Annotated in this window: 16 protein-coding genes; 3 read left to right on the top strand and 13 right to left on the bottom strand. The window is 44.9% G+C overall.

The window, feature by feature from the left end:
* Nucleotides 1-160 precede the first annotated feature (160 nt).
* Nucleotides 161-391 carry a hypothetical protein gene (locus tag AAE02nite_RS13340; protein WP_146898246.1) on the bottom strand — a complete coding sequence of 77 codons (231 nt, stop codon included), beginning with the start codon at nucleotides 389-391 and terminating at the stop codon, nucleotides 161-163.
* A 918-nt stretch (nucleotides 392-1,309) separates the two neighbouring features.
* Here AAE02nite_RS13340 and AAE02nite_RS13335 point away from each other — a divergent pair.
* Nucleotides 1,310-3,256, top strand: a complete 1,947-nt coding sequence (locus tag AAE02nite_RS13335) for a PAS domain-containing sensor histidine kinase (RefSeq protein ID WP_146898245.1) — start codon at nucleotides 1,310-1,312, stop codon at nucleotides 3,254-3,256.
* A gap of 454 nt (nucleotides 3,257-3,710) precedes the next feature.
* Here AAE02nite_RS13335 and AAE02nite_RS13330 read toward each other — a convergent pair whose 3' ends face one another.
* From AAE02nite_RS13330 to AAE02nite_RS13315, 4 genes are all read right to left on the bottom strand, one after another.
* Nucleotides 3,711-5,783 (bottom strand): CHAT domain-containing protein, encoded by a 2,073-nt coding sequence (locus AAE02nite_RS13330; RefSeq protein WP_146898244.1) that lies wholly within the window; start codon nucleotides 5,781-5,783, stop codon nucleotides 3,711-3,713.
* 2 nt (nucleotides 5,784-5,785) lie between these two features.
* Nucleotides 5,786-7,309 (bottom strand): metallophosphoesterase, encoded by a 1,524-nt coding sequence (locus tag AAE02nite_RS13325; protein ID WP_146898243.1) that lies wholly within the window; start codon nucleotides 7,307-7,309, stop codon nucleotides 5,786-5,788.
* Between the two features lie 280 nt (nucleotides 7,310-7,589).
* A complete protein-coding gene (locus AAE02nite_RS13320) occupies nucleotides 7,590-8,780 on the bottom strand; it encodes a S8 family peptidase (protein WP_146898242.1) in 1,191 nt (396 codons plus the stop codon).
* A gap of 124 nt (nucleotides 8,781-8,904) precedes the next feature.
* A complete protein-coding gene (locus tag AAE02nite_RS13315; protein WP_146898241.1) occupies nucleotides 8,905-9,543 on the bottom strand; it encodes a MarR family winged helix-turn-helix transcriptional regulator in 639 nt (212 codons plus the stop codon).
* A 121-nt stretch (nucleotides 9,544-9,664) separates the two neighbouring features.
* Between AAE02nite_RS13315 and AAE02nite_RS13310 the strand changes: the two genes are divergently transcribed.
* On the top strand, nucleotides 9,665-12,094 hold the full coding sequence (locus tag AAE02nite_RS13310) for a TonB-dependent receptor (RefSeq protein WP_146898240.1): 2,430 nt from the start codon (nucleotides 9,665-9,667) through the stop codon (nucleotides 12,092-12,094).
* A gap of 393 nt (nucleotides 12,095-12,487) precedes the next feature.
* On the opposite strand, the gene AAE02nite_RS13305 is transcribed toward AAE02nite_RS13310, so the two are convergent.
* From AAE02nite_RS13305 to AAE02nite_RS13280, 7 genes are all read right to left on the bottom strand, one after another.
* A complete protein-coding gene (locus tag AAE02nite_RS13305; RefSeq protein WP_146898239.1) occupies nucleotides 12,488-13,336 on the bottom strand; it encodes a GNAT family N-acetyltransferase in 849 nt (282 codons plus the stop codon).
* A gap of 65 nt (nucleotides 13,337-13,401) precedes the next feature.
* A complete protein-coding gene (locus AAE02nite_RS13300) occupies nucleotides 13,402-13,998 on the bottom strand; it encodes a hypothetical protein (protein WP_146898238.1) in 597 nt (198 codons plus the stop codon).
* Nucleotides 13,999-14,307: 309 nt separating this feature from the next.
* Nucleotides 14,308-14,487: a YdeI/OmpD-associated family protein gene (locus tag AAE02nite_RS26965; RefSeq protein ID WP_307725542.1), complete on the bottom strand. Its 180-nt coding sequence runs from the start codon at nucleotides 14,485-14,487 to the stop codon at nucleotides 14,308-14,310.
* Complete coding sequence (locus AAE02nite_RS13295; RefSeq protein ID WP_307725541.1) at nucleotides 14,439-14,927, bottom strand: YdeI/OmpD-associated family protein; 489 nt, start codon at nucleotides 14,925-14,927, stop codon at nucleotides 14,439-14,441. The genes AAE02nite_RS26965 and AAE02nite_RS13295 overlap by 49 nt, the downstream gene beginning before the upstream one ends.
* A 19-nt stretch (nucleotides 14,928-14,946) precedes the next feature.
* The gene (locus tag AAE02nite_RS13290) at nucleotides 14,947-17,358 is read right to left on the bottom strand and encodes a TonB-dependent receptor (protein ID WP_146898237.1); all 2,412 of its coding nucleotides are present in this window, start codon (nucleotides 17,356-17,358) and stop codon (nucleotides 14,947-14,949) included.
* A 152-nt stretch (nucleotides 17,359-17,510) separates the two neighbouring features.
* A complete protein-coding gene (locus AAE02nite_RS13285) occupies nucleotides 17,511-18,755 on the bottom strand; it encodes a glycoside hydrolase family 1 protein (RefSeq protein ID WP_146898236.1) in 1,245 nt (414 codons plus the stop codon).
* 11 nt (nucleotides 18,756-18,766) lie between these two features.
* Nucleotides 18,767-20,005 (bottom strand): ABC transporter permease, encoded by a 1,239-nt coding sequence (locus AAE02nite_RS13280; RefSeq protein WP_146898235.1) that lies wholly within the window; start codon nucleotides 20,003-20,005, stop codon nucleotides 18,767-18,769.
* A gap of 138 nt (nucleotides 20,006-20,143) precedes the next feature.
* Between AAE02nite_RS13280 and AAE02nite_RS13275 the strand changes: the two genes are divergently transcribed.
* Nucleotides 20,144-21,409, top strand: a complete 1,266-nt coding sequence (locus AAE02nite_RS13275; protein ID WP_146898234.1) for an asparagine synthetase B — start codon at nucleotides 20,144-20,146, stop codon at nucleotides 21,407-21,409.
* A 150-nt stretch (nucleotides 21,410-21,559) separates the two neighbouring features.
* On the opposite strand, the gene AAE02nite_RS13270 is transcribed toward AAE02nite_RS13275, so the two are convergent.
* Nucleotides 21,560-22,168 carry a MiaE family protein gene (locus tag AAE02nite_RS13270; protein ID WP_146898233.1) on the bottom strand — a complete coding sequence of 203 codons (609 nt, stop codon included), beginning with the start codon at nucleotides 22,166-22,168 and terminating at the stop codon, nucleotides 21,560-21,562.
* Nucleotide 22,169: the final 1 nt, after the last annotated feature.

The raw sequence follows: 22,169 nt of genomic DNA, 5'->3' as shown, positions 1-22,169 counted from the left end.
GTATAAATAACCAAATAGCGAGGTGTCGTAGTTGTACGCTCACCCGACTCTGGTTGGGAAAAGTCGCCGCAAGGTCAGCTTATGGCGTACTCAGCGTGGTCCTATGCTCGATATAATTATAGCTATTTAAAGATAGGGTTTTTATTACCCCATGTGCAGATTACCCAATATCTTCTGTTTCTAACCAGAACTGGCGCAAAGCATCTATTTCTTCAAAATTAAGCGATGCTTCTACCTGGGTTTTGGTTCTGCCATCATCTAAGTAGGTAAACTGGCGATTGGGGCCATCTTCCGGTTGTAAAATAAATTCGTAAGCATTAGAGCCGGTATTATTTACCGTTACATGCGTACCGTTTTCCAGGGTAAATCTCATTGGAAAGGTATGTGTCATAAATGTTTAATTTGAAGGTTTATATTTATTAAAACGCGGTGCAACGACATTATCAATATTAATTGAATATATCCTTAAACTTCTATCTAATGATCTAATTCTTCTACTAAATAAATGGGTGGACCAGAATCATTACTATTATGTCTTCCGAAACGCGGATTCAGCTAATTTTTCCAAATTTTTCTAACTCAAAATTGCCGTATCGTCTGTAGGCATTGGTATTGGCTTAGTGGCCTAAAATATAGAATATCTACTTCCTATAAAAATAATGTTGGGATCCGGACCGCAGCTTCCGAACTACTGGAACATCTTGTAATCTTCTAATTGTTAAATTTCAAATCGAACCTCTTTCGTTATATATCAATCTTAGATTAGCACCTGAACTCCCCTACCCAAATGAGCGCATTTAAATAAACTTATACGAACCTTGACCAAGGTAGATACTTGGCAGTTAAAATGCTTTTCCAGGATTGTTCCTAATTAGGTTTATAAGTGCGTAATAGCGGCTAAAACCAAAAGGCTTATGGCATTCATTTTCGGGTTTATAAATATCCAGTAAGATTTTTAAAAGGTTTGTTTTAATTCAGGCTTGGACAGTTTGTTCCTTACCTGATAATCTAACCTCCTTAACTTAAATGAATAAAGCTGTTAGATTTATTAATTGCTATTTGGTTCTGCCTTTCGAAAATAATACGCCAAAATTTAAAATTATAGCAATTGTAATATATTTATAAAATACCAATATTTCAAACTTAAGTTTAAGACATGCGTAATAAAATGGTTCTGCATAAACCTGGTAAGCGGCTACCATATTTTAAAAAGCATGCATCTTAGCATTTTTTTAACAAAGGTTTCTGTAATAATTGGTAGCTATCAAATAAAACTTATTTTTGATTCAGAAGATTTACCGCATACAAAATGAGTTCAGCGTTGGAGGTTGTTTCGGATTATCATTCTTTAGGCACAACGGAAGATCGTTACCGGTTATTAATCGAAAACATAACAGATTATGCTATCTTTCTGTTAGACCCGACCGGTAAAGTGGCTACCTGGAATGCCGGCGCTAAACGGATAAAGCAATACACTGCCGAAGAAATTATTGGGCACCATTTTTCAACGTTCTATACCGAGGCTGATAAAGAACGGGATTATCCGGCTACTGAATTAAAAGAAGCTCAAATCCACGGCCGTTTTGAAGACGAAGGCTGGCGTATCCGGAAAGATGGTACCGCGTTCTGGGCCAACGTTATCATAACGCCCATTTACAACCCGGATAAAGTACTAATTGGCTATTCTAAAATTACCCGCGACTTATCCGAAAGAAAAAAAGCCGAAGACGACTTATACAAAGCTTACGAAGAGTTAAAAGATAGCGAAGAAAAGTATCGTTTATTAATTGGAGGGGTTACGGACTATGCCATTTTTATGCTAGACCCAGCCGGCCACATTGCTACCTGGAACGAAGGCGCTAAGCGAATTAAAGGGTATGAGGCCAACGAAATTATTGGCAAATATTTTTCTAAATTTTACAGCCGTGATGCTATTTTACAGGGCTACCCCGAATATGAATTAAGAAAAGCGCGTACGGATGGTCGTTTTGAGGATGAAGGATGGCGTTACCGGAAAGATGGTTCGGCATTTTGGGCTAATGTGGTTATAACGGCCATTTATAACAGCAAGAAAGAATTAATTGGTTTTTCTAAAATAACACGCGATCTCACCGAAAAAAAACAACTGGAAGAACAGTTGTACCGGATAAACGAGGAATTAAAAGAAAGCGAAGAAAAAAGCCGGTTACTCATAAACTGCGTGCAGGATTACGCTATTCTGATGCTAAATCCAGAAGGGCTGATTACCTCCTGGAATGTGGGAGCCCAACGCATTGTAGGATACGCAGCCAAAGAAATAATTGGTAAGCACTTTTCGGTATTTTATCCACGTGCAGCCGTTGAAAGTGGTTATCCGCAATTTGAGTTGGCACAGGCTATCGAAAATGACCGATTCGAGGACGAAGGTTGGCGCATCCGGAAAGATGGTACCGCTTTTTGGGCCAACGTGGTAATTACCCCGGTGTATAACAGCGATAAACGCTTGCTGGGCTTTGCCAAAATTACCCGCGATTTAACGGAACGCCGGCGCAACGAAGAACTGATGCGCAAAAATTTAGAACTGGTACGCATTAATAATGACCTGGATAATTTTGTGTATACGGCCTCGCACGATTTAAAATCGCCGATTGTAAACATGGAAGGTCTATTAATGGCCTTGGCAGAAGATTTAGGCCCCGAAAGTCAGCAACACGCACAAATATTGGGTATGATGCAAAGTTCTATCGCAACCTTGAAAAATGTAATTTCTGATTTGGCCGATATTACATTGCTGCAGCAAGGCAAAGAAAAACCGGAAGAAGTAAGTATTCCGGGCCTTATACAAGAGGTAAAAGAAAGCCTGCGGGAATTAATTCATACCAGCCAGGCAAGAATTCAGGTAAATGCCCTCGACTGGGAAAGCCTGATTTATACCCGCAAAAACCTGCGCAGCATATTATTTAATCTGGTATCTAACGCTATTAAATACGCCGACCCAGCCAGAACACCGCTTGTACAAATTAGCACTTTTGTACTACCCGACGATACCTGTTTACTTACCGTTAAGGATAATGGGCTGGGTATTGCCGAAAGCCAAATAAATAAAGTTTTTGCGCTGTACAAGAGAGCGCATGCTCATGTAGAAGGTTCGGGCATTGGGTTGTACCTGGTGAAAAAAATTTTGGATAATACCGGCGACCGCATAGAAGTTGAAAGTGAAGTAGGCCAAGGCTCAGAATTTAAAGTTTATTTTAAACCTAAACCTTCTCTTTCCTAATATTCGTTCGGCTAAAAAATTCCTGAAAGGAAATAATGCCTGTGCTTTCTGCTCTTTAACCAGCCTATTACTCATTAAAATGGGCAATTTTCCACTTTAATCTGGGTTAAACTGGTATAATCTAGGCCGCTTTTCTGAGGCTACTACTTTCCCCTACACTATATTACTGGCTTTAAGAGAATTTTCTTTGATTGGCTAATTGGAAGCTTTTCCATGTATGCTGTATTGGTTGTTTTTATCTTCGCTTTTAGGTATTCACGGCATTTATAGGTCATTACATAAACTTACTTGCCGGTGGATTTCATGTTTTATGGCTGGGTAGTAGTTATAACTTATCTATTTAATGGTCTAAACAGGCCTGCACCAAATAAATTTAAAAATGTGATAAAGCTCATGTTAATTACCCAAGATAATTACAGCGATTAACCTAGGTATTTGCATCAGGAAATTAAAATTATTTCCATATTTCTTCTACCTCTTCCGGAAATTTAAAGATAATCTCCGTAGCTAAGTCGGGCAACTTTCCTAAATCGGCAATTTTATTAAACCACTCTGTATATCTGAGCATTTGCCGGCGGGTAGCGTATACCGAAAAGGAGTTTCTCCCGGCAAGCTCTATAAAATCATCTGTAAACTTTAAGGCTTGTTCCTGCGCATTTGCCGGAATCAACCAGGAAAAATCTACAGCCGATTCTGAGGGCATTAAAATAGATGAAAGTAAATAAAGTTCGGCCAGATTGCTATGAGCCCATATTTGTCGTTTTAAATCCGGGCTACGCAAGTCATACTCCGACAGCATTTTGGCCATCGACCACAAGGGTAGTATTTTATTCTTATCTTCTTGCTTGACAGGAGGTATATTATCCGCAGACAATGGTGGGCCGTTTTCAGGAGAAAGCCGGTTTAGCACCAGCTTTAAAGATAAATATTGGACCAGGGCCCAGCTATCGGAGCGCTGCAGCAGAAAAGTTTGCCAATAATTTTCCCGGGCATTGCGCAAAAGCTCAAGAGATTCTTTACGGACTTCTTCCCTATCGGTAGCACTAAGTTTGTCAAAAGAGCTTTGAGAAACCGAAAACATAATTTGGGCTTGCCGTTTATCAGTACTGGCCTGCAATCCCAAAATCCGCATTTTCTCACTTGGCATCCGGGTCAGCAAGCGACCTAGCTTCTCTTTCGCTTTTTTTATTTTTTCCCGGGCGGTTGCCAACAGTTGCAGAAGTTGAGGATTCTCCGTAAGCGAAGGCCCAGCCGCATTGGTACCAGGGTCCGAGGTTGAAAACTGCCGTATTGCTTGATCGGCGTGGTTCATAGCTGCATCAATACTGCGTTGGGCTTGTTCTATTTGAACATTACAAAGCTGTTTGTCAAAATCGGGCGGGAAAGACACGTAAGCCGTTAACCCGGCCCAGTCGTGCTTGTCTTGGAATTGCGCGTAAAGCCGGCGGCGTAAATCGTACAAAAGGCGGCGCGGATCGGTACCCCATAGCAAACCTTCGTACAGGCAATCTACCAAGCAAACGGAGCCTTCAAAAGAAAGCGGGAACTGACCGGCAACTACCATCGGGATACCGGATTCGTGCAACGCATGGGCAATGCTGGCGCCAGCACCGGCCACCGAACCCACATTGCCGCTGTCGCAACTGGCCAGGGTAACTACTACGGGTTTCGCTAAATCACCGCTGTCGGGCCGGTGCGAAGGACGCAGGGCGGTGGCCAGGCGAGCCCCGCTGATATACTCGGTTTTGTAAGGATCGTGCGCATTGTGCAAGGCCAGGAAAAAGCGGGTATCATAATTTTCCTGGCGCTCTACCCCGTGGGCCAGAATATGAATATGGGTAAAAGTATTTGTAGCGCATTGTTTTTCAATTTCTTCGATAGAGGCCCCTGGTAAAAATACCAGATGCTCTTCAATCCGCTGCCGGGCAGTTTCTTTTTCGGCTGGGTTGAAATATTTTACCCAAGGTTCAATCTGCCGCCGCATGATTAACAAGTGCGATTCAACGGGTATCTCGCCAACCTCCGGCGGAGAAGCCGCAATAAACAAAATGCGGGGTTCCAGCGGCCACTGTAATTTTTCGCCGGGTACGCGCCTGATTTCGCGGGTCAGGCAAATAGGCATTTGGGGCTGCAACAGCAAATGCTGCCCGGAACCGGGTAAGCCGTTCGGCGATAAAGCCAATTCAAAAGGTAATAAAGCCAGTTCGGAAGCCGAAATTATTAGTCGCAAATGCGTCAGGTTTTCGTCGGAGCCATTGGTTTTACCCGACTCAGCGGTTAAGCCCGGAATATTTCCCAGCAAGTCGCCCAAGACCCGGGCGGTGTCGTTTAGCTGAAATATTCGCGATTCGTCGCCGTATTTATAACTCAAAGCACTTAGCCGGTGCAGAAACTGGTTATGCTCAAAAGGCACATGAAAGGTAACCGCCCCATGATTCTCGCACAAGGCAAGGTAAGGCGTTAGCGGCGATAAAAGTTGGTTATGGGCCGGTCCGTGGCGTAACAGTTCAAGCGTAATGGTGCGCATTTTTAATTTTTATAGTTTACTGTTTTAAAAATACTTTCCGGTACTTCGGTTATAAAATTTTTACCTGGCACCGGATTCACCCTCAACATTTTGCCAATCGTTTGCTGCCCCTCAGTGGTTATAGCAATTACGGTCAGCCGCCGGATAATATAGGGCGCCAGCGCCTCCTGGTTGCCGGTTTTAAAAGCATTGAATAGCTGCCCGAACAGTTCCTGACTTTGCAGCGCCGCTTTTTCTAATTTAATCAGCCTGACCCAGGTACCGCTATTGTAGTACCAGCCTTTCTTGTGCCCGCGCGGCAAAGCTCGTTCCAGATGGGTGTGGCCGGAAATAATAAAATCAAAATTATCGCCTATTAAATCATCTAGCCGCCGGAAGGTTTCGTCCGGCGTTTTTAAATCAAAACTGCGGTCTTCCTGGAGTTTCTCCAACGCTTCGCGTAATATTTCGCTCCGATCCTCACCCCGTATAAACTTGAATAAGGCAGAAGAAACGCCCAGGTTCCTTCCCCGTAATTCCTGCTGAATTAAGGCCGCCGGTGAAACATTGGTTTGCAGGCGCATTTCGGTTTCTGCCAGTAAATTAGCCGCATACGCTTCGTTATCTTTTATGGCCGAACCGTAACCCAAAGAATTATCTGTGCCGGCCGGGAGAAAGGGAAATGAATCGGGATAAGTTTGGGTATTAGGGCTTATAAATTCTTCTTCACGCCCCAGAAAACCAGTGGCCACTTTTATTTTATCCCACAATAGCCGGCGGGCCGTAGCCGCTATGGCGTTTAGATTATCTCCTTGTTCGGGGGCCAGCGCCAATAAAGTTGGCAGCACGGCCTGGGCTTCCGGTTTTAACAAATCGATAAATGGGTACTGGCTTTTGAGTTCGTTCATGATTTGAATAACCAATTGGGTTCCGGCATTCGGAATCCAGTTCTCTACCGGTCGGCCCTGCAAGATGTCGCGGCCCAGGCGCCGGATAGTTTCGTAATCGGCTATATTCCATTCGTCCACCTCATTGCCATGCACACAAAGTACCTGAGCCGCACCTACCCGGCAAGCATAGCCAGTTCCTTCAAAAGATAAGGTAATTCTGCTGCGGGCAGCTTCATTTTCGGGGGCAAGCTTATGCAGTAAATGGGTGCGCACCCAGGGTAAAGCCAGCTCTAAATCGTGATTACCTAAATTAATGATTAAGAACCGATTGGATACCACTACGAACTGTTGTAAGGCGAGCCAAACCATTTCAAATGCCGGATCTTTCATAATCCGGTCCAGTTTACTTATAGCATCAATCGGGTCGAAAGGCAGAGCAGGTTTTTCGGCCAGAAAGTCTACCAAATCTCCGTTTATCAGCAAAGCAATTGCCTTTTCGGGTGCTTTGTCTCTTAACTGCTCTACAAACTTTTGCAACGATGCACCGGCATCGAATATCTGGAAGCCGGTTTGTCCTCCCAAATGCAGATCCGAAATAACGTAAAGTTCATCGTAGTATGGTAAATAATTGGGTGGAATGGGTTGTAAACGCTTCATTAGATTTCAGTTGGCAGAGAACGTTAAAACCAATAGGTTAAAGAAAGCAATGACCTATACAATTACATGGGCCATCGCTTCTTCAAATAAAAATTATTTAATATTACTGTTTCAGGCCAAAACAGGTGCCTTTAGGGTTATTATCACTGTCAATTCTAAAATTTCTGTCAGACCTCTTGCTGGTAACCTGCCGCTAAGGCTCCGGTATTATCCGATTTATAAAACCCTATAACCACTTCCTATTTTTCAGACAGCCACTCTGGGATAATATACCCATTTGTTATAGTTGCGGCGCGCGTACCAGGCCCGCCCCAATATCGAAAGGATCTATGCCGGCTATTAAACCCGTGGTAGTACCGGAACCAATCAATCTGGCGGTAAGTTGGGTTGGGCTCAACACGCTGGTGGTTTTAATTTTTTCGGCCCAGAGCGCTGCCACCCCGGCTACGTGCGGAGTGGCCATACTGGTACCGCTCATAATCGCAAAACCGCCACCGGGTTGGGCTGAAATAATATTGACGCCGGGTCCGGATACCGTTGGGCCGGTATTGGAGAAATAGGCTACTGATAAACCTTTGGCCTCCTCCCCTAAAGCCCCAACCGAAATAACCCCATCCGCCACTGCCGGCGGACTAACAGCAATTTCGAAATCCGGGTTGGTATTTCTCTCACTTTCGTTGCCGGCTGCCGCCACAATTACGGTAGGTTGTAAGAAACTGGCCTGGGAATGAATAAGCGCCACTAACCGGTCGAAAAGTTGTACGTTGGTCCGGTAACTTTCCAGCGCCCGGGAAGTGGCCAACTCCGCCGGGAAACCGGAATCGATTAATTGTTTCACCAGCCCCGGAAAATCCATGCCCAAGGACATAGAGATAACATTGGCTCCATTCTCTACCGCCCATTGCATAGCACTGACAATCTGCTCGCTGGATCCTCCTTCGGCTCCCAACACTTTGCCAATCAAAGCTTTTTCAACACCGGGTGCTACGCCAATGCGCCGGTTACCCGTATTCCTCCCAAATATAGTACCGGCGCAGTGGGTACCATGGCCGTGCTGGTCGCCGCTGCCCTCCCCGGTAAAGTCATTCTGAATAATACTCATACCGGCGAAAGCCGGGTGTGAGGCATCAATTCCGGTATCGAGCACAGCCACCACTACCCCACTGCCGGTGTAAGGCGAAGTATCGGCGCCAACCGCCCGTACGCCCCAGGCCACCTCCGGCGCGGCCGCTTCTTTTACAGCTTCTACCGAAACGGGCTTTATTAATTTCATGGGGATAGCTGGGGCAATGGCCACCACATCGGAAAGGCGCGACAACGTAGAAATACGGTTCCGGTCTATTTCCTCAATTTCGACGGCCAAACCGGCAGCAACGTTTTCGGTTGCCCGCGGTCCGGCTATGGCGCCGCCCAGAAATAAATCGCGCGTAGCAGACCGGGCTATTCTCAGAATAATGTGTTTTTCTTTCATAGTTCTACCTTTTTAAGATTCAGCAAATGCTTTGGGAATATAAAGGATGAAGAACCGGGCCGCAATACCTACTTTTAAGTAAAACACAGCCGCTCAAGTACCTTCTCTATGAAAGTTAATCATTTTAGACTGAATTTATAATCTCATCCAACGATTTATCTTTGTGCCGCAAAAATTGATCGTGGTGGAATAATTCTAATTTTTTAAATATTCTTAATAGTTGCTGTTTTTCCAGGGTATCTAAATTGCGACTAAACAGGCGGGATACTTGCCGGAGCTGACTGAGCGAAGCCATTAAAGCGGCTTTTCCGGTTTCATTAACGGTTAAATAAACTTTTCTTTTATCTTTTTCATCGCGGGTTTCATTTACCCACCCCTGCCGGATAAGCCGTTTTATTATTTCGGTACCCGAAGGTATATCGTGAATATTTTTCTGAATTAAAGCTGATTTGGTAAGGCTGCCACCATCGAGCAGATGCATCAGGTAACCAAAATCATCCATTGAAACAAAATCTGTTGGTTGTAAAGCCTTTTTAATATAAAACCGGGCATAGCGGTTCAGAATGGTCAGGTAGCGGGCAATTTCGCCTTCCAGGGCTTCTTCCGGTTTTGTTGCTGGCACGGCTTGTTTTTCCAGCATTAACCGCTCTCCCAGCCATCTTTGAAAGTCCGGTAAACTCGCCCCAAGGGCTCCTTGTTCCTGTTCATACTTGTCGAGCCAGGGTAACAATTCTTGTAACAACTTATATTTTGATTCCGGCATGGGAATGAAGCATTATTATGGCGAGGGCACCAGTAATTACAAATTATTCTATTTAATCCTCCTCACAAAAACAAATTATTAAGTATTATGTTATCATAAAGTTTTAATATTATAACATAAAATGAGACTCATACTTTTACTTTTATCATTTTTGCCCGGCATGGTCTTAGCCCAGTCCGGGGTAATTACAGGTACCGTGCGGGATGTAAATACCCAGGAACCGCTGATTGGCGTTACCATCCGGTTAAATAATACCGAATTAGGTACCGTTAGCAATGAAGCCGGCCGGTACCGCCTGGAAAATATTACCTTGGGCAGCTATACCCTAGAAAGCTCTTATTTGGGTTACCAGTCGCAAAGTAAATTTAATATTAACGTAACGGCCGGTAATGCCCAGATTGTAAACTTTGAACTGGCTCCGGCCGCCAGCAAATTACAGGAAGTAGAAATAACCGCCAATCGCCGGCAAAGCGCCGCCGTAGCTGATTTAGTTACTCCTCTCTCGGTGCAGGGTTTAAGTACCGAAGAAATACGTAGTAACCCCGGGGGTAATTTTGATATTTCGAAAGTGGTGCAGGTGCTGCCGGGAGTGGCAACGAACGGTACCGGCGGCGGCAGCCGCAACGATTTAATTATCCGCGGCGGTGCGCCCAGCGAAAATGTTTATTACCTCGATGGCATCGAGATTCCGTTAATCAACCATTTTACTACGCAGGGTAGCGCCGGCGGAGCTACGGGTATTCTAAACGTTTCGTTTATCGAAGATTTAAAAGTAAGTTCCTCGGCTTTTGATGCCCGATACGACAATGCTTTGTCTTCGGTCTTCGGGTTCCGGCAGCGGTACGGCAACCCCGAGCGTTTTTCGGGTAATATCCGGTTAAGCGGTTCTGAATTTGCCACCACCTTCGAAGGGCCGATTTCTCCTAAAACCACTTATTTAGTATCAGCCCGGCGCTCTTATCTACAATTTTTGTTTAAACTCCTCGATTTACCTATCCGCCCGAATTACTGGGATTTTCAGTACAAAGTAGACCACAAATTAAACAGTAAAACGTCGCTTACCTTTTTAGGCGTGGGCGCCATAGATGAATTTTCTTTTGGCGTACCGCGCAACAGCACTCCCGAAAACGAATATATTCTGCGTTCTATTCCGTTGAATAACCAATGGAATTACACCACCGGCGTGGCGGTTAAAAGATTAATTAACGACGGCTACCTAAATCTGGCTTTGAGCCGGAACGCTTTTAATATTGATCTGGAGAAATTTGAAGACGCCCAAAATAACAATAATGCTCTACAAACTTTAAAATCGAACTCCCGCGAAACTGAAAATAAACTGCGGCTGGATGTAAATAAATTTCAGAACGGCTTTAAATACGCTTACGGGGTATCGGGACAATTGGTGCAGTTTACGAATAATGTCTTTAATGTAATAAGGCCGGAACTCCGCGACGAGCAAGGCGACCTGGTGCAGCCCGGCTTAACCGTTAATTACAATACCAACCTCGATTTCTTCCGGTACGGGGCTTTTGGTCAGGTATCCCGTTCGGTTTTAAACGATAAACTGGGTTTGTCTTTCGGGATTCGGTCGGATATGAATTCTTTCACCGAAACCGGCAATAATCCGCTGAAAACGCTTTCGCCACGCGGTGCTATCTCGTACGTGATATCCGATAAATGGACCTTAAATGCTTCATCGGGCATCTATTATAAGCTACCCACTTATACTGTATTGGGCTATCAGGAAAACGGCCAATATTTAAACCAAGCCGCGGATTACATTAAATCGGCGCACTATGTGTTAGGCACCGAGTTTTTGCCGCGTACCGATTTACGGTTTACTTTAGAAGGTTTTTATAAGAAATATAGCAATTACCCGGTTTCGGTACGCGATGGCATTTCGCTGGCGAATCAGGGTGGTGATTTTGGTTCTATTGGCAACGAAGCCATAACCAGCAACGGCCTGGGCCGGGCTTACGGCCTGGAATTCTACCTTCAGAAAAAATTGACTGGCTCCGTTTTCTCGGTACTTTCTTATACTTATGTGGTGAGTCAGTTTGCCGGTACCGATGGCCGATATATCTCCAGTTCCTGGGATTACCGCCATTTGGTTTCGGCACTGTTGGGCAAGAAACTTCCGAAGAACTGGGAATTCGGGGCTAAATACCGCTTTGCCGGCGGGGCACCAGCTACTCCTTTCGATTTAGAAGCTTCCCGGCGAAATTATGGCGCCTTGGGGGTGGGCATTCTGGATTATTCCCAACTTAATTCCGAGCGGCTGCGGCCTTTCAGCCAGTTAGATGTACGATTAGATAAAAAGTGGAATTTTAACCGCGTTACCTTAGATTTATTCCTGGATATTGCCAATGTGCTGGGTAGCAAAACCCCGGGCTATGAGCGGTACACCTTTCAGCGCAACACCGAAAACAACGGCTTTGCCACTACCAACGGTGGACCTTTACAGGAAGACGGCAGTAATGCCATTCCGCTCATCCTGAACAACGATGACGGCAACCTGGTACCAACCTTAGGTTTTATCCTGGAGTTTTAAATTTTAAACCTACTGTAATTTATTACTAGATAAATATTTGCTCACTATTTACCCACCAAATCGGCCTGTAGCAATGAAGAATTATCTGTACACATAAACCAATATTAATGCTATCACCAGCGTCCCGCTGGTGAGGATTTCTGCCGGCCTCTGGCCGCTATAAACAAGTGGGTCAGATATTATAAATAAAGGCCAGAGACCGGCAGAAGAAGAGTCAATTATTACGAATCAAAAATTATAACGGCCAGAGGCCGGCAGAAGAAAACATGGGCGAGGACGCTCCCATCCTATATTAACCTGTTAATTGTCTCTAAAACAGAACAGAAGTAATGATTCCGTAAATTAACCGGAGAGACACCTCCGGTTAATTTACGGAAACTGAACTTGATAAAGTTAAATCTTCAAAGTCATTTCGTATTGCTGTAAGAATGGCGTCAGGCCAATATCATCCAGGAAATTAAGCGTAACCTCGCTTTTATCGTCCACATTTATAACCGAGAGCGGAGCGGTTTTGCCGGTGGCTAGCTTTTGAAAGAGGTGTAAACCCAATCCTTTTCTCCGGTAAGCTGGGGCAATGGCAAACTGGGCCACCCGGTTGGTATTTTCATGAATAGCCCCGTACCCAATTAAATGCTCTTTGTTGTAAACTCCCACCAGGCGGGTAAACTGGCGGATGCGCTGAATGGCCGCAAAATTATAGCCCCAGGAAGGCTGGTAGTCCCAGAAAGTTTCGGCGAGCGCCCAATTTAAATCTACTACTTCGCGGTAAATAATACCGGACGGTAAATCGGTTGGGCTTTGGGTATTTATTTCGCCTTTATAGCTTTCTAAGGTTCGGGCAATGGTAAAACCAATGGCTTTGTAGGTTTTTACAGCAACTTGGTTCCGGGTAACTACCTCCAGCAAGCATTGTTCTACCCCAGCCGCTTTTAACTGGGGTATACAGTAAGCATATAGTTGCTGGGTAATTTTTCTGCCACGGTAAGCCGGAATAACGCCGGTACCGCCGTTGTAAGCCGAAAGCAAACCCTCCCACTGCCCTAACCCTTGCAATATAAAGCCTACTAACTTTTCGCCGTCGAAAGCACCTACCGAATGCTCCAGGTTTATGCCGTCGCGGGTCAGCTTTTCGATTAACTGCACCTCGGTAAAGTGCATCGGAATTACATAATCCGAGAAGGCCAGGTTAAAGGTATCGGCAATGGTTTGTAAAGACGTGTATTGTAAAGTGCTGAAATGCATAAAAAAAAGTTGAGCCAAATATCATAAATGTTTGGTAACGAAAAATACCCAAAAAGAATAAAAATTTAACGCCGTACTGCCGGATATATGGGTACTGAAACGGGGGCCTTTTCTTTCTGCGGCAGCCAGTACCGGATACCAAAAGATAAACTCATGAGGCTGGGATAACCCGGAATAAAGGTGGTAGAAAACTCGTATTGGTCGTTTAAGGCCAGGTTGTACTCAAATTCGCCGGCGTACGGAATAAATTTGTACTGGTATTTTACTTTCTTTCCGCCATCGAAAAAACCGGAATCTTCGTAATTCTCCAGTTCGTACCAGTTGCGGCGGTAAACCAAAGTTGGGCCGAAACCGCCGTTCAGTGAATGCTTGCCTTTTTTAAATATCACCCACCGCACACCCACATGCGTAAAGCCGCCCAGTTGCGCCGCACAATCAGAATAAACGGCCTGAATAGCTTTTAAAGAAAATTTATCTGGCTTCAGGAAATGTTCATAACCAAGCGTGCCGCCCAGGTTAAAAACCAAATAGCCCTTTTTATCTGGGTTCAAGGGCATTAAAGGCGCATTTACATCGCCTTTGGGATGCAGACTTAAACCGAAAAATTTAAGATTGAGGTTGCTCTGCGCCTTAACTTGCCCTGCTACTGATATAGTTATCAATGTAAATAAAAAATATTTAATTCCAGACAACTTGGCAACCATGTATTTGGGCGTAATATTTTGAGCTGTTAATAGCAATAGCGGTATTCTAAGTAGAGCTTTTAAAACAAGTCCGGATAAAGAAGGTTTGCTTTGCTGGCATATTTCCTGTTTATCCATTATATGGAAATCTGGAAATTAAGGTTAGTTCCAGTACTAGTAGTTTAAGCACTATTATATTATATTTCAAAGGATAATTATGTCATTCATTTCAGCTTAAGCACTATAGCCTCTATTATCCAAGTAATTGTTACAGCTCAATTTTAGATACTAAAACTGTTTCGGCTTTAACTTTTGGGCAGCCAGTTCGGCTATTTCGTCAATCCGTTTCTGCCTGGTTTCTGGTCGTCTGGCCATAACCAGCCATTGCAACATACTTTTCCTAACGGATTTGCTTAAACTTAGAAAATAGTCCTTTGAGCCAGCGTGTGTTTGAAAAGCTTTTTCCAGGTCTCCGGTATAATTAGTTCTTCTACTTCGTCCAGAATGGTCCAGGAACCGTTTTGTTTGGCAATCTGGATGCTATCGTAACCGGCAGGTGTTATAAGTCCTGCGTCCGATAACCGTTGTATCTTTTCCTTGTTTATCTTCGACCATACACTGGTGGGCTTTCGTTGGCAGAAGAATTGCATGAATCGCTCCGCATCCAACGGTTTTGCCTTGCTGTCTATCCAGCCAAAGCAAAGGGCTTCTTCCACGGCTTCGCTCCAGGAAATGGTGAAATAACCAGACTTCTTTTTAAAATAAATAAGCCAAACCGATTTTTTCGTACGATGATTTTCTTTTAACCATAAACGCCATTCCTGCCGGTTGGCCGGACAAATAGTTTCTACTTCTTTTTCGGCTTTAATCTCCATTTTTTCATCGTAACATTCCTTATCTATGTTCAAGCATTCTATTTATTGCTGCTTAAAAATTTCCTCTTACCGTCAGGCTAAAGTTGCGGCCCGGCGCGCTGATGGAAGAGGCAAAAACCCGGTAATGCCGGTCCAGAATATTTTCAAGAGCCGCTTGCAGTTGAATATTTTGGTGTACCTGGTAAGCCGTACGGAGATTAAGCGTGTACCAAGCCGGCATGCCGGTAGCCGTGGCAAAAGCAACATTATCTTCGCCTAACAAATTGTAATGCCGCAAAGCTTTGGCACCGTGGTATTGGGCAAAAAATTCTCCCTGAAATTTCTTTAATTTAATATTGAAGGCTGTACGGCCAAATACCGGCGGAATATGATCCAAAGGGTAATCGGTAGAATCGGTTTTGATGCGGCCAAAAGTATAATTCAGGTTGCTGGTTATCGAAACAGCCGTTGTAATATCGGCTACCAAACTGCCGCTGAAGCCATACAGGTAAGCTTTCTGGGCATTTACGTTGGTTAAGACCTGGCTCAACTGGTTATTGTAATTAATTTGTGTTTCGTTGTTGAAAGCACCGGGCAGGGTAGTAATGGCCTGCCGGTACCAAGTATAATAGCCAATACCTTCTAATCGCACCCGCTGGTTAAATCCTTTAGCTACCGTTAGTTCGGCATTGTAAGTATACTCTGGTTTTAAATTGGGGTTGGGTACAATTACCGTACCCGGCACACTCTCGAAAACCTTGCTTAAATCGTCAACATTAGGGGCCCGGAAACCACTGGATACCAAACCTACTAACCGCCATTCGTTACCCGTTAAAAAGGTAAGGCCCATGTTGCCGTTTAAAGCGACGTTCTGTTGCGTAACTTCATCGAACGGGAATGGGAAAAAGGTCTTGTCTATAAAATTAGCCGTTAACTTAACCTGACTGTAGCGCAGGCCATCGTGCAAAATGAGTTTAGGCGAAGCTTCGAAAGCATGGGTAATATAAGCCGCCACCGACGTCATGGCCGAACCGCCGTCGGGATACCGGGTATCTAAAGGATTCGATTCACCGGTATTAATATTTAACTTATAAGCCCGGGATTGAACGGTATTATGTACACCTTCCACGCCGTACCGGAATTCATTTTTGCCGGTGTCCTTTTCAAAATCTGAATTAAAAGAATAAACCCCAACTGCTTCCAGGCGGTTATTCCGGAGCGGATTGTTCAGGTCGCGGTCTATGCGACTCTCTTCCAGGTGCTGGTAAGCTGCTATAAATCGGGCATTGTCGTAAAAAGCGCCGGTGCTTTTCTTCTCTAAAGTATACGCACCAAATAATCTTTCCTGCGGACCATAATACCACTCGGCAAAGCGGGGTAGGCCATTACGGCGCAAGGTTAACCGGTCGAAACGCGGAATATCAGAAGAAGTGGAATATTGAATATTCAGGAGGTGCGACGTGTTAGTATTGGGTTGATATTTAATTTTCTGAAGCAAGTCGTACTGGCGGTAGCCGGATGGGCGGAGCTGATTTGATTTGGGGTTCCGGAAAACGCTGTCCTGGTTATTTACCCGTTGTACATAAAAAGTACGTAATCCGGATGGTTCATCGAATTTATTGTGGCGTTTACCCTGCCGCAGGTCCGAAAAATCGGAAAAGGTAAAGCTCGTCAGCAATCCAATTTTCCGAAAACCCAGGTTGACATCGGCATGAATTGTTTTTTCGTTGGCGGCTGTCGCGTAGCGGCTAAAGGCATTTACCTGCATACTTTTATTTTTATCAGCAGAGGCTAAAATTGGGCTGCGCGTATAAAAATGCATCACACCGCCCAAGGCATCGCTGCCGTAAACCACCGAACCAGGCCCAAATACTATCTCAGCTCTATCCAGCACGGCGTTATCCAGGGTAATTACATTTTGCAAATGGCCGCCGCGGTAAATGGCATTATTCATCCGGACGCCATCTACCACCAGCAGAACCTTATTCGCTTCAAAACCCCGTATTATCGGGCTGCCCCCACCTAACTGACTTTTCTGGACTAAAATATTACCCGATTGTACCAGCACGTCGGCTGTGGTAGGCTGGCTTATAAAAGTTAAGTCCCGGGTATGTAATACCTGAATTTGCTGCGGAACTTCTTCCCGCTTTTCGTCGAACTTACTCGCCGAGATTACTACTTCGTCTAAAGAATAGCTGCTTTGGGCTAAGGCAACTGTAAATTTCAGGGACTCGATGACTGGATAGGTCAAGGTTAAATTCCGGTACCCAACTAGGCTGAAATTAATTTTGTCAACGGGTTTAAAAGCCGAAATATCCGCTTTCCCATCGGTATCAGTAGGAATCGTAATTCCGCCATCCGGGCTGCTCAGGTTCACAAAAGCGATGGGTTGCCGGGTGGTTTTGTCCAAAACAGTTACCATTTGGGCTTGCACATTCAAGGCTGATAGAAGCCAGAATAAAAAGAAAGAGATGTAAAATTTCAATGCTCTAATCTAATAATCTATGTTTTATCCGGTGCCGGATTCCTAGCTTTCCCTCTTAAAGGGATATTTTAACCTTATTTATTTAATTTAATTCCTGCACCTGAAATTCTTTTAAAGCAGTGCCAACCCAGATTTAAAAGGTAATGCGGCTATTAATACCAATTCTGGTCTGGTTGGGTTTGCAACCGTTTGGCAGCATCTATAACGTCCTGCAATTCAACGGGGTCGCTAAACGGATTGGTATCAAGTTCGGTTACCCGGTTTAGTTCTTTTTGCCAGCGGCGGAGCTCTTCTACGTATGGCTGGTGCAATACCCTTTTCAGAATTTCGCCTTCGGCTTTGAGGTCGCAAATGCCGTTATGAAGCCACTCACCGGTATGCCAGTCGGGCATGTCTACCGCCGGGAACAAACAAATTCCGTGTAAATCAATGCCCTGGTTAACCGCTGCCAGCGATTCTTCCATCACATCTTTCAGCCAGGCCGAACGGCCGCCTTCCATTCCGCTGGTTTCTCCAATAATCATGGGCCGGTGGTAGCGTTCCCAAACCAGGTTCAGCAATTCGCACAAGGGTTTAATGCGTTCGTCGTGCGGATCCAAGGCTGCGTGGGGGCCGTGTTCGCGGTATTCCATTTGCCCGAAAGAATAATTATTGGCACCTACTATATCTAGTATTTCCGGGGAGCCGCCCAGTTCCGGATGTTTTTTCCCGGCCAGAATATCCCAGGCCACAAAAGTATCGACGTACGTTTCGTGGTAAGCAGCCGGAATCTGGTCGGGCCGATCCAACGGCGCTACTACCTGTACCAAGGGATCTATATGCACCATGCGGGCTTCCGGCATTATTTCCCGGATGGCTTTTACCCCGGCAATAGCCGCCTTGCATAAACTTAACCGTAACCGGAACCGGTCTTCTTTGGTATTCTTAAAAGGCGCTACCCACCCCCATTCGCCGGCGGCAAAAGAGAAAAAAGTTATTTCGTTGATGGGGGTAAAAAAATGCTGGCCCGGTAAACGCTCGGTAACATAAGCGGCGGCGGCCCGGCAATAAGCGGCAAAACGTTGGGTAAACTCCTCGCTGAAAGGGTCCAGATCGTCGGGGTAGCCGTAGTGGCACAAGTCCCAGATGGGCATTATCTGGGCTTCGGCCATAGCTTCCAGAAAAGCATCTATAACGGAGAAATCATAAACGCCGGCTTTATCTACCATGGGCCACGGAATACCTTCACGGGCTACGGCAATGCCCAGCTTCCGCAGCATCTGGTAATCCTGGCGGGCGTAGAGGTGGTGTTGGGTTTCGCAGGTCAGGTTACGCCGGCCCTGGTCTTTCCAGAGGAAAGTAGAGCATTCAAAACCCGAAATAAAGAAAGTTGGGAATATACCAGGCTTTTTAGCCATATACAGGTTATTTATTCATAACGCAACGATTCGATGGGGTCGAGTTTGGAAGCTTTGAAAGCCGGATAGTAGCCCGATATTAAACCAACGGCCACGCACACCACTAAGCCCACCAGCACCCAAAGCCAGGGCACAAAAAACGAGCTTTCGCCGATTAATTTGGCTATGCCGTTACCCATGAGCACACCAAGTAAAATACCCAGAATGCCGCCCAACATACAAACCACTATGGCTTCAACTAAAAACTGCTGCCGGATTTGTTTCTTGGTTGCCCCCAATGCTTTACGTACGCCAATTTCGCGGGTTCGTTCGGTTACCGAAACCATCATAATATTCATCAGGCCAATGGAAGCACCTAATAAAGTAATAAAACCCACCAGAGAGCCACCAATTTTGAGATAACCCGAAATATCATTCAACGATTTCAGCATAGAGTCGCTGCGGTTTATTTCAAAAGACTCCTCTTTGCCCAGCTGGTCCTGCCGTACTTTACGCATAATGCCGGTAGCTTCGGCCATAGCGTAATCAATATTGTCGTTATTTAATATGGTGGTTTTGATATCGTAGGTTAAGGCCCGGGAGCGCGGCAGCTGGTTACCAGTAACCAGCGGAATGAGCAAGCGGCGGTCGGCGCCGCCGCCACCCATGTTGCTGCCACTCTCTTCCAGCACACCTACCACTTTAAAGCGCTTACCCAAAAAGTAAATATTTTTGTAAATGGGGCTTCTTTCTTTAAATAAATTTTTCGCCACTTCACCCCCCATAATTACCACATTGGCGCCGTTTTCCAGTTCCTGGTTCGAAAAAGGCCGGCCGCTGGCCAGGTTAAAACTTTCGTTCAACAAATAATTTTCGTCGCCGGCCGTCACAGTAATATTCGGATTGGTTTTAATATTATTGTACTTAACTACCACCGCCCCGGCAATATGCGCAGAAAGACTAACCCGCATGTTCTGGCTAACCGATTCTTTGTACTTACGGGCTTGCAGGTACGAAATGGGTGGATAAGCTTTTTCAGCCCGGCCGCCTTGCCGGAAGCGGTTCGTGTATCCTTTGCTTTCAATATCAAAAGAATTTGCACCAAAGCTCGAAAAGGTTTCGTTTATAGAGTTTTTGATGCTTTCTACCGCCGTTAATATACCCACCAGCGACATAATGCCGATAGAAACAATCAGGGCTGTTAAAACCGTCCGCAATAAATTACTCTGAATGGCCCGTAGTCCTTCTTTTATATTTTCGAGTAAATGCATAAATTATAGAAAAAAATATATACCTGACTCCCGGCCCTGCGTTATACAAACTTCAGGTTTACCCTTTTAAAGGTAAAACGTAATTCTGATTAATTGTAATCTATTTTTAATTTTGTTCCGGCTTTTCTCCCTAAAAATATGATAAATCGTTTTTTTCTCTTATTCTCACTTTTATGGGTGCTTGGGCGACAGGTATATGCCTCCGAAGTTCTTATTCCGATGGACGATTCCCAGAAAGATCACCTGAAGGCTTATGGCGTAGCATATTACGTATTAACGAAACAAGTAGAAGTAGACTGGCTGCTAAACTACCGGGGCGGCAGTTTTGCTTTTAAGCATTCACAGGCGCTCGAAAACGAGTTGGTGGTGCGGGGCGTAAGTTATAACGTTATTTCGGATGCGCAGTACGGTAGTATTTTATCGCAAATTGCCAGCCCCGAGGCAAACATGGATGTAATGAAACTGGAGAAAGTACCAAAGATTGCGGTATATTCTCCTAAATCGAAACAGCCCTGGGATGATGCCGTTACGCTGGTGCTCACATACGCCGAAATTCCTTACGATGTTATATTTGACGAAGAAGTAATGGATGGTGCTTTGCCCAAATACGACTGGCTGCACCTGCACCACGAAGATTTTACGGGCCAGTACGGTAAGTTTTATACCTATTACAAAAACTATCCGTGGTACCGGGCCCAGCAACAGGAGGCCGAAACCATTGCCAAAAAATACGGCTTTAGCAAAGTAACCCAGTTAAAGTTATCGGTTGTGAAGAAGATAAAAGAATTTTGCGCCGGTGGTGGCTTTATGTTCGCCATGTGTTCGGCCACCGATACCTACGATATAGCTTTAGCGGCCGAAGGAACCGATATTGCTGATGTCATGTTCGACGGTGATGGCATGGACCCGCAGGCGCAGGAAAAACTGGATTATAGTAAAACTTTTGCATTCAAAGATTTTAAAATCGTGCGGAATCCGTACGAAGCAGAATTTTCGGATATTGACAACCAGCAATCAGAACGCAACCTGACCCAGAGCAACGATTTTTTCCAGTTGTTTACATTTTCGGCCAAATGGGATCCCATTCCTACCATGCTCACCCAAAACCACGAAAAAACCATTAAAGGGTTTATGGGCCAGACTACCGCTTTTAAGAAAAGATTAATTAAATCGGATGTTGTACTAATGGGCGAAACCAAAGCGGCCAACGAAGTGCGGTACATGCACGGCACCATGGGCAAAGGCACCTGGACTTTTTACGGCGGCCACGACCCGGAAGATTACCAGCACATGGTAGACGAAGAACCCACCGATTTAAAATTACACCCCAACTCAGCCGGCTACCGGCTGATTCTGAATAATATTTTGTTTCCCGCCGCCAAAAAGAAAAAACAGAAAACCTGAGTTTCTTTGTTTGTTAATCGTTGTTCGGAAAAAAAATTATTATAAAAATAAACGAGAAAGCCACTTCTATGTATAAAGTGGCTTTCTTGTTTTTTCAATACACCTATTTATTTTACTCGAACAACGATTAACAATTAACGAATAACGAAACTAATGCATTCTATCGGGGCGATGTTCCAGGCTGGCTATGATTTCGGCTTCTATTTTGAGTAATTCCTGTAAACGGGCATCTACTACATCGGCCGGCATGTATTCTTTGGCCAGTTTCACAAAACTCACAAAATGGCCGGCTTCCGATACCATCAATTCGTAATAAAATTTCTGCAATCCTTCGTCCTGGATATTTTTCCAGAGCAGTTTAAAACGCTCACAGCTACGGGCTTCAATCAGGGCATTTACCAGCAAATGGTCCATCAGTTGCCGTTCCCGCTTGTCCCCTTTCCGGATGTGTTTGGATAACTCCACTACGTATTCATCGGGCCGGTTGCGCCCTAAGCCAAAGCCACGTTTTTTCAGCTCTTCCATCACCCGTTCAAAGTGGCTCCATTCTTCGGCTACCAGCGCGGTCATTTCCTCTACCAGTTTCGTTTTATCGGGGTACTTTACAATCAGCGAAATGCCCGAAGTAGCCGCTTTCTGCTCACAGTAAGCATGGTCTACCAGAATATCTTCTATGTTCTTCTCGGCAATATTTACCCAGCGCGGATCGGTAGGCAACTTTAATTTTAATATCGGTTTATTCGGATTTATTTCGGCCATT

Source organism: Adhaeribacter aerolatus, assembly GCF_007991635.1.
GTDB classification, from domain to species: Bacteria; Bacteroidota; Bacteroidia; order Cytophagales; family Hymenobacteraceae; genus Adhaeribacter; species Adhaeribacter aerolatus.
Note: the sequence above shows the minus strand (reverse complement) of the source record. Positions and strands in the feature narration are given on the sequence as shown.

Bases quoted from the DNA above. Each gene is read 5' to 3' on its own strand.
- AAE02nite_RS13340 (WP_146898246.1), bottom strand. From the start codon at position 391: ATGACACATACCTTTCCAATGAGATTTACCCTGGAAAACGGTACGCAT.
- AAE02nite_RS13335 (WP_146898245.1), top strand. From the start codon at position 1,310: ATGAGTTCAGCGTTGGAGGTTGTTTCGGATTATCATTCTTTAGGCACA.
- AAE02nite_RS13330 (WP_146898244.1), bottom strand. From the start codon at position 5,783: ATGCGCACCATTACGCTTGAACTGTTACGCCACGGACCGGCCCATAAC.
- AAE02nite_RS13325 (WP_146898243.1), bottom strand. From the start codon at position 7,309: ATGAAGCGTTTACAACCCATTCCACCCAATTATTTACCATACTACGAT.
- AAE02nite_RS13320 (WP_146898242.1), bottom strand. From the start codon at position 8,780: ATGAAAGAAAAACACATTATTCTGAGAATAGCCCGGTCTGCTACGCGC.
- AAE02nite_RS13315 (WP_146898241.1), bottom strand. From the start codon at position 9,543: ATGCCGGAATCAAAATATAAGTTGTTACAAGAATTGTTACCCTGGCTC.
- AAE02nite_RS13310 (WP_146898240.1), top strand. From the start codon at position 9,665: ATGAGACTCATACTTTTACTTTTATCATTTTTGCCCGGCATGGTCTTA.
- AAE02nite_RS13305 (WP_146898239.1), bottom strand. From the start codon at position 13,336: ATGCATTTCAGCACTTTACAATACACGTCTTTACAAACCATTGCCGAT.
- AAE02nite_RS13285 (WP_146898236.1), bottom strand. From the start codon at position 18,755: ATGGCTAAAAAGCCTGGTATATTCCCAACTTTCTTTATTTCGGGTTTT.
- AAE02nite_RS13280 (WP_146898235.1), bottom strand. From the start codon at position 20,005: ATGCATTTACTCGAAAATATAAAAGAAGGACTACGGGCCATTCAGAGT.
- AAE02nite_RS13275 (WP_146898234.1), top strand. From the start codon at position 20,144: ATGATAAATCGTTTTTTTCTCTTATTCTCACTTTTATGGGTGCTTGGG.
- AAE02nite_RS13270 (WP_146898233.1), bottom strand. From the start codon at position 22,168: ATGGCCGAAATAAATCCGAATAAACCGATATTAAAATTAAAGTTGCCT.